Below are 389 nucleotides of genomic sequence, written 5' to 3' on the forward strand. Positions count from 1 at the left end.
GTCCACGACGTGATCATTGTTGGTTCGGGTCCTGCGGGGTATACCGCGGCGTTGTATACGGCGCGGGCGCAGTTGGCGCCGGTGGTGTTTGAGGGGACGTCGTTTGGTGGGGCGTTGATGACGACGACCGCGGTGGAGAATTATCCGGGTTTTCGTGACGGGATCACGGGTCCGGAGTTGATGGATCAGATGCGGGAGCAGGCGCTGCGGTTTGGTGCCGATCTGCGGATGGAAGACGTCGAATCGGTGTCGCTGCAGGGTGCGGTGAAGTCGGTGACCACCAGCGAGGGCGAGACGGTGCGCGCGCGGGCGGTGATTTTGGCGATGGGCGCGGCCGCCCGCTATCTGGGCGTGGCTGGTGAGCAGGAGTTGTTGGGGCGTGGGGTGTC

At 65.0% G+C, this 389-nt stretch carries 1 protein-coding gene; it reads left to right on the plus strand.

What is annotated here, in order from left to right:
* Positions 1 to 389: FAD-dependent oxidoreductase (locus tag JF781_RS28255; RefSeq protein WP_255642440.1), on the plus strand; the 389-nt coding region annotated here is incomplete at both ends.

Source organism: Mycobacterium sp. WUMAC-067 (assembly GCF_020217485.1).
GTDB lineage: Bacteria > Actinomycetota > Actinomycetes > Mycobacteriales > Mycobacteriaceae > Mycobacterium.